Source organism: Paenibacillus sp. 01T422 (genome assembly GCF_056398785.1).
In genome coordinates this window covers 1-7776 of sequence record NZ_JBFTQB010000224.1, presented here as the reverse complement: position 1 = coordinate 7776, position 7776 = coordinate 1, and the positions used below count along the sequence as shown (strand labels likewise).

The window sequence follows — 7776 nt, the reverse complement described above, 5'->3', positions numbered from 1 at the left end:
CATATAGAGCACGGATGCTGCGAAAACAACCCCTCTAGCCTCCTTGCTGATCTGCGCTAAATATAGCGATAGCGGCTGATCGACCGCTTCCTGCAGAAAGATGAGCGGCTGCTCAACCATGTTCCAGTAATCAACGAATAACAGAACAATTAGTGCAGCTAATCCCGGTCTAACAAGTGGGAGAATGATCCGACCAAAGATCGTGAAATGCCCGGCACCGTCCATCTTGGCTGCTTCTGTCAATACTGCAGGAATATGAAGCATGAACTGGCGCAGCATGAAGACTCCGAAGGCCGCGAAGATGCCTGGCAGTACGATAGCTGCTCGCGTATTTAACAGTCCAAGCTTATCCAAAATAATATAGTTCGGAACTAAGGTCACTTGAAATGGCATTAGCATCGTCAGTAGGTAGCATAGAAACCATTTGTCCCTTCCAGGGAAACGAAGTTTGGCAAAAGCATAAGCCGCTAACGAAGCTACAGCGACTTGCCCCAAGATAATGGGGACGACCAGCCCGACAGAATTCCAGAACATATGCAGGAACTTCGGATTTCGCACTAATACTTCGGCATATTGACTGAAACTAAGCCAATCCGGAATCCACTTCAGATTAACGAAAGCATCCTTATTCCCTGCTGCTGCATCAGGCATTTTCCCAATCCAATCATAATTAAGTCCGATCTCACTTTCCGTCATGAGAGAATTCGTAAAAGTTAATACAATGGGAACCAAGGAGATTCCTGCTGCCATCGCTAACAAGAGTGTTGCTATGACCTTGGTCAGCCGTTTCACAATTCATTTCACTTCCTTTTATTCCATAAAAGATTGAAAACGCCCTTCGATAGATAGCAATGCGAACACCAGAATCAGTATGCAACCGACCATGAGCGTGGCCCCTGCGGTCAGCTTCTGAATATCGAGAGAAAAGAACATATTGTTCATATAGTGCTGCAGCATATAGATGCGGTCATACGGGTAATCGCCTGCAAGTAAATACGTTTCCCTGAACACTTTAAACGAGTTGATAATTGAGATCAGTACGACAAAAATCATTGTTGGCGTCAAATAGACCAGCGTGATATGAACGAACTGACGCAGCTTGCTCGCCCCATCGATCCTGGCGGATTCATAATAGGAAACGGGAATCGCCTGAAGCCCAGCCAGGAATAAGATCATGTCGTACCCGATATTTTTCCAAATATATAAAATCACCAATACCCCGAGCGATCCATCAGACTGCATCCAATCGATTCTTCCCCAGTTATGGCTGTGCATCCATGCATTTAAAGCGCCATTCCAGTCAATGAATATTTGCCATATCATAATGATGGAAGCTACCGGCACGACAAGCGGTAAGACAAATGACGTCTGCAGCCAATCCCGAATAACGAGTTGACGGTTCAGGAGGATAGCCAGAATCAAGGATAATAGGATCAGAAGCGGCACACTAATACTCGTAAAAAGCAAGGTATTCATAGAGGCTTTATGAAAAGACTTGCTGCTGAGCAGTGCCGTATAGTTATCGAAGCCGACAAACGATCCACCAATCGTAGCATCTGTAAAAGAGTAAACAATGCCCATCCCAAATGGGATGATATAGAACAGAATGAAGCCAGCTGCGCTAGGCGCCAAGAAAATCCATGGAACAATACTTTCTTTCCCAAGCCAAGTCGGAAGTTGGAATTTATTCATTCAAGTAAGTCATCACCTTGTTTTGGATAAGTTTCGCTACATCCTTCGCAGATTTCTGACCGCTGAAGTAGGCCACGCTCTCCTTATGAACAATCTCTTCGATCTTGGTTGGCTGGAAAGCAACGGGATGAATGGCATCGGATAGATAGCCGTTCAGGAGTTGTATCTGGGCGGGATCGACAGGAATCGATTGGCCGTGCAGTGGACCTTCTTCATAAGCTTTGACTGTTCCGCTGGCTAGTAGCTGTTGAACTTGTTTTTCATACACTTTCTTGTTGACAGGGAAACCGGCTCGTTCTGGCGCAGGCTGGATATTCTCAGACATCAAGTATTGAAGAAACTCCCAAGCCTCTTGTTTAACGGTAGATTTATCATTGATCCCAATGACCTTGTAGGGGTAAAAATACCCCCCAGCTGTCGTTCCTTCCGCTCTTGGTTTGGCATATAATCTCGCTTCGTTGCCAGATTCCTTCATCGTAACGAGATAATCCCAGGCAGAGTTCACATTCCGAGGAATGAAATAGGATCCCCCGCGAGTGCTAGCGAATACGCCGTCATCATACATCTTTTTGACCTGTCCCATCATATCCGTAAAAGCAGCCGAGTCGAAGCTTGCCGTACGGGCAGATTCGTTAACTAGGTGCGAGTAATTTTCTTTTACCATTTCAGCCAGCAGTATTTGCATCATTTCTTTCCCATCTGAGGGTGCTACTCCAGCAGTTGGCGGTTTATTATTAGGAGCTTTTTGACTTAGCTGTTTGAGGGTGTCGGCATACTTTTCCCAAGTCCAGTTCTTATCGTCGATCGGGATACCGGTTTGTTTGATGACTTTTTCATCGCCAATTAATACGTTTAGGAAAAAAGATAGCGGTAATCCGAAAAGGCCACCATTGGTCTGAGAGCTCTCCAGAATATTGTTATAATAGTCCCCCTTAAGAAATCCAGGGTCTTTCTTCAATAACCCACTTAAATCAGCAAGCAAATGTTGGCCAACGTATTTCTCGCTTGGCAGCATATCCAGAGCAAGCATATCAGGACCTTTGCCTGATAACATGGCTGTATTCGTCGCTGTTACATACTTTTGCAGTTCAGCTTCCGAATGTGCATCATCCGTCACTACATCCTGCAGCTCAATTGTAATATTCGGATGGGCCGCCTCATAACTCATCTTCGCCTTCTTGAGCCCCTCATCCGGCCAAAAAGTGGAGAAAACAACCGTTGCTTTGCCACCTTTAGAAGGATTAGCCGCGTTCGTCCCGGTTTGTTGTGGAGCCGATGACTCTCCTGCTTTCCCTGTGTCCGTGCTGAGATTGCTCGTGCTCGTGCCGGGGCTCGAGCTGCAGGCTGATAGTCCCAACATGACAACGCTCAAGCTAAGTCCAAGCCAATATTTATTGTTGTTCAATTCCATCCCATCCTTGTCCTAAGTTTATTTAATGTGTCGCCTATAGGATTAATGTAAACCAGGGATGTTGCGGTCACTTAACCAACTTGTCAACGAAATGTCAACGAGATGTCAATAAAAAAAGAACCGAAGGAAACCCTTCGATTCTTTATTTGAATTCAATCACTAAATTTTGATTTACTTTAGAACCCACCTCAACCACTTGAGGTGATGATGAGTGTGAAACGGCTTCAGAAGCAGGAGCTGGAGCTGGTGCTGGAGTACTTCGAGGCTTATCCCACTCATAAGGCTTCCATCCGCTTAAGAGAAGCCTTCGATTATCCGAACTCCACGCCATAAGTGAGGGTACGACTCCTTTGAAGAGCTGGGTTTTACTCAGCACATTGTTTCCATATAACGAAGCTGCGTAGACAGTGTCTTTGTCCTGTGAAAAGGCAATTGATTTGCGATCCGGTGATAAACTGAACATATTTATCCCTTCTACTAGGACAGATAAGGCCGCATTGCGTCGTTCATAGGCATACAAAGTGCCCTCTTGTCCGATAAATGCGATTTGATCGTTGTGGATCCACTCGACTTGGCTGTCGTTAGCCGCGAGATGTTCGTATTGGCGGCTTATTTCATTACCGTTCCATGTGTCGATTTCCACATAAGTTTGTTTCCCTCTTGCGCGCACGATTGCTACACTTTGGGCATCGTCAGCTAGCTGAATGGAACCGATGATATCCGCTTGATTCCATCCTGCAAATGAATAACTTTTCAAACTATGCTCTGTTAGATCATAAACGCCGATTAAAGCCTCTTCCTTCTCTAGCTTCTTAGCGATATAAACGAGGTAACGGCCGTTGTTGGACCATCCAAATCTTAACGATCGAATCTGTTCAATTACAATTGGAGCGATAACCGAATCTTTCTGATCCTTCAAAGTTAGAAGGTTTAATCCGTATGACCCATTCGCTTCTTTGACATAAACAATCGATTGCCCATCAGGCGTGTAAGCCATGAAAGAAGATTTGGCTTCGATGTTGAGCAATTTCAGATGCTCTTCGTAAGGAGCATCAACACGTTCCAGACTTGGTGGTTTGTCAATTTCGTCAAAGAAGTTAAGAAGCGAGGTTGTATCGATCCAACCTAACGGTATGCCTTGTTCACTGGATTTGCCAAGTAACTTATAGATGGTCTTTACATCATACGCCCCGTGCTCACCTTTGACTGTCGAGGCTTCCCCTGTATCTGGGATGATAATCGTTTCCGACCGTGACTTGATCGAGCAGCCAGCCAATAAAATGGTAACAAGAAAGAAAATCGCAATCACGACAAGCGGGCGTTTGTTCATTCTCGATCACCATCCAATCTTTTGTATGGCACGTCAATATAAACAAATGTTTGCTCCGAATGGCTTGTAATGTGGATGCTCCCTTGATGCTCATCCACAATACCTTTGCTAATACTAAGTCCTAGACCCGCACTGTCGCTCTCATGCTTTGTAGAATCCACGCGATAGAACGGCTCAAAGATCCGGCTGAGATGCTCCGGACTAATCGTGGGGCCTTTATTTGTGAACATCAAACGCACAACATCGGATGCAAGCTCCGCTTTCGCCTCAATCTCGGTATGGGCATAGCCATATTTAATGGCATTATCTAGGAGGTTAATGAACAGCTGCCTGAGCTTATCCGCTTGTCCATTTACGAATAAACCTTCTTCCGCATGGCACCGAATCGATTTCTTATACCGTCTCGCCTTAATCGTCATTGTTTCACTGACATCCCTTAGAAGATAACCCACGTCCACAACGGAAATTCGATCTGCCACATGGGATTCCTTCGACTGTTCGAGCAGCTTCAAGACCATATCGTGCAACCTTTTGCTCTCTTCAACAATATGAGTCATCCCCTTGTCAAACATCACTTGATCTTGAATGCCGTTCTCACGAATAATCGTGGCATACCCCATAATTGTCGTAAGTGGCGTTTTTAACTCATGGGTCACATTATCATAAAATCGCTTGCGCGCTTGGTTCAACTCTTCTAATTGATCCCGATCTTGCTCAATGGTGACGATTTGATCCTGGATGCGTTCAATCATGTTATTGAAATTGGCAGCTAGTTTGCCGATCTCGTCCTTACGCCTAAACGTAAGTCGAGTGTCCAATTTACCCTTCATGACTTCCGTGGAGGCAATGGACAATTTCACTAAAGGCACAGTAATGTGCCGGGATAACAAATACGTGAACAGAAAAGCTGCTGCAAAAACAGCCATGGCAGTCACGAAGATTGTTCGCCTAATTTGTGTACTCTGTTCATACAGCAAAGTGAAATCTTTGGCAAACCGAATAATCCCTACCTTCGTCCCATCAACGATGACAGGGAATGCGAACAGAACCGAGGCGGTGCCATTCTCATACGTGATCCGATAGGCGGTCTTGCCTAACAAGGCTTGTCTCAAATCATCTTCATCATCTGCAAATAAAGCAGGGTCTGTCGCGTACAGCTTATCCCCAGCAACGGAATACATGGCGATACTAGTGGACATGTCGTGCTGTAGATCTTTCGCCATCTCCTCGGCAATTTGTCCGAAATACAGTTCATCATTGGCAAAATGATGGATCATGAACGACTGCCGCACGTAGGCATTGCTGTTGTTTTTCAGACCAATTAACGAATCGGTCATCATCTTTTGGTTACCGGATTCGATATTTCTTGCCACCATCTGGTTTAGAATCAAAAAGAAGATAAGAAAAATGAGAAAAAATCCGATGAGCAGCTTTCCTCTTATGGTGTGCAGCATGTTACACGTCCACTTGCTTCTCAAATTTGTAACCGATACTAAACACAGTAGTAATTAGGTCACCTAGTGACAGTTTTTTGCGTAAACGTTGAATGTGAGTATCCACGGTTCTTGTATCCCCTGCGAAATCGTAGCCCCATACCTGATCGAGCAGCTCTGTCCTGGTGAAGATTTTACCCTTGGATTGATATAGCGTCATCAGAAGATCATATTCTTTGGGAGTCAAATCAATAAGTTCATTGTTTCTACGAACCAAACGTTCACTTGTAAAAATAGTAATTTCCCTTATTTGGATAATGGCTTCTTCTGGTTCGCTTGTGGTCCGATTTGCTTGTGCAAACCTCCGCAATATCGTTCTTATTCTCGCGACTACTTCGCGAAGATCAAAAGGCTTGGTTATATAATCATCGGCTCCAAATTCCAAACCAAGAATTTTATCTGTAATGTCCGATTTAGCTGTCAGCATGACAATCGGGATGTTATATAAGGCAGTAACTTTTTTGCAAATATCCAGACCGTTCCCGTCCGGCAGCATCCAGTCCAGCAATAATAAGTCTGGCTGAAACGACGCTAGCCGTCGCAAGCCTTCAGCACTTGTGGATGCCTTTTGGATGCTGTACCCTTCCTTTTGCAAACCATATTCCAGAAGATCGGCAATCGCTGCCTCATCCTCAATTAGTAATATTTTGGTCTTCTCCATCCGCCCTCCGCATTCATTACGCCATGGACACCCGCATTAGCCTTCGATTAGTTCTTACATCAAGGACGGGGATGCTCGGTGAAATTATACCTCTCTAGGTTAACGTGCATGTTACCAACTTGTAAACTTTTTGTGTCCAAGTCTCTTGCCATTCCATCTCATTGGGAGGATGAGTGGCCATCTGAATTTGTGAAAACGATTTCATTAAATTTCATCTCACGCCTTCCCAAGTCATCGTTTCCACTCCAATCCTCCCTTGTCGTCGACACCTTTGAAAGTGTTTTTACCTCTTAATGCTCGTCTAATTTTTAGTATTTTCATCCAATTGTATTATTATTCCAGCATGATGAAAGCGCCAGCGTTCAAATCGCTAGCACTTTGTGTGACCTGCTTTGAGATGCAGGCGATAGTTTTTGCCTGTCTAGTACCTACGTGACAGCTCACTGATCCGCTGAATTAATTATAGCTGGAAATAATACTGCTAATTTGCCCAATTCAGTTTATTAGTTGGGATTAGATGGAGATAGTATGGCTATTTCCATCGCTTTTTCATAAAAGGAGAAGCAGCGGCTGATTTACATGGAGAAACTCCTGTTATTCCGCCAAATCCTCTCCATGCGACATTTATAACTGTAGAAATTGGTGGTAATTGAACAAATAATCATTCGTTCTCGTTTGCGAGATAAACTTTCATCTCATCGACGATAAAACAATAAAGGCCGCCAATTAGCGACCATTCACTGTTTCGTGCTGCATTTCGTATTCCATATCTTTTTTTATCTTATCCGGCATTTTATCTGGCTTCGTGCCAAACCACTTCATATACATCGATTCGTAAGTTCCGTCTTTGCTGACGGATTCGATCCCTTTGTTCACTTTACCGATATATTTATTGCGTTTCTTCCCAACGACGGCGTATCTCTCTTTGTTGAACGTTTCTCCAACCATTTTCACTTGTCCTTGTGCTTTGTCTTGCAGAAAATCATGGGCGTTACGCTCATCGAAAATGGCAGCATCCACCGTATTGTTTTTTAATTCGTTGTAAACATCGGCGACATTGGAATAGCTCCGTATTTTAGCTCCCTGAATTTCACCTGCATAGTTAAACGCAGTCGATCCGTTTTTGGTTGCCACCACTTTTTGAGCTAAATCCTCTTTACCTTTAATGACACCGTTGTCGGTAGATGTC

7 protein-coding genes are annotated in these 7776 nt (G+C 44.3%); all 7 read right to left on the bottom strand.

Going from position 1 to position 7776, the window contains the following annotated elements; all coding sequences use genetic code 11:
* A partial coding sequence (locus AC1DUA_RS14575; RefSeq protein WP_477500455.1) for a carbohydrate ABC transporter permease occupies positions 1-750 on the bottom strand: 750 nt, incomplete at its 3' end.
* A gap of 60 nt (positions 751-810) precedes the next feature.
* On the bottom strand, positions 811-1692 hold the full coding sequence (locus AC1DUA_RS14570; RefSeq protein WP_477500454.1) for a carbohydrate ABC transporter permease: 882 nt from the start codon (positions 1690-1692) through the stop codon (positions 811-813).
* Positions 1685-3097, bottom strand: a complete 1413-nt coding sequence (locus AC1DUA_RS14565) for an ABC transporter substrate-binding protein (RefSeq protein WP_477500453.1) — start codon at positions 3095-3097, stop codon at positions 1685-1687. The genes AC1DUA_RS14570 and AC1DUA_RS14565 overlap by 8 nt, the downstream gene beginning before the upstream one ends.
* A 148-nt stretch (positions 3098-3245) precedes the next feature.
* The gene (locus AC1DUA_RS14560; protein ID WP_477500452.1) at positions 3246-4433 is read right to left on the bottom strand and encodes a hypothetical protein; all 1188 of its coding nucleotides are present in this window, start codon (positions 4431-4433) and stop codon (positions 3246-3248) included.
* Positions 4430-5887, bottom strand: coding sequence for a sensor histidine kinase (locus tag AC1DUA_RS14555; protein WP_477500451.1), 1458 nt, complete (start codon positions 5885-5887; stop codon positions 4430-4432). Before AC1DUA_RS14555 ends, AC1DUA_RS14560 begins: the two co-directional genes overlap by 4 nt.
* 1 nt (position 5888) lies before the next feature.
* Positions 5889-6587, bottom strand: coding sequence for a response regulator (locus tag AC1DUA_RS14550; RefSeq protein WP_477500450.1), 699 nt, complete (start codon positions 6585-6587; stop codon positions 5889-5891).
* Between the two features lie 726 nt (positions 6588-7313).
* A partial coding sequence (locus AC1DUA_RS14545; RefSeq protein ID WP_477500449.1) for a transporter substrate-binding domain-containing protein occupies positions 7314-7776 on the bottom strand: 463 nt, incomplete at its 5' end.

Coding starts and splice junctions, on each gene's coding strand:
- AC1DUA_RS14570 (WP_477500454.1), bottom strand. CDS start 1,692: ATGAATAAATTCCAACTTCCGACTTGGCTTGGGAAAGAAAGTATTGTT.
- AC1DUA_RS14550 (WP_477500450.1), bottom strand. CDS start 6,587: ATGGAGAAGACCAAAATATTACTAATTGAGGATGAGGCAGCGATTGCC.
- AC1DUA_RS14555 (WP_477500451.1), bottom strand. CDS start 5,887: ATGCTGCACACCATAAGAGGAAAGCTGCTCATCGGATTTTTTCTCATT.
- AC1DUA_RS14560 (WP_477500452.1), bottom strand. CDS start 4,433: ATGAACAAACGCCCGCTTGTCGTGATTGCGATTTTCTTTCTTGTTACC.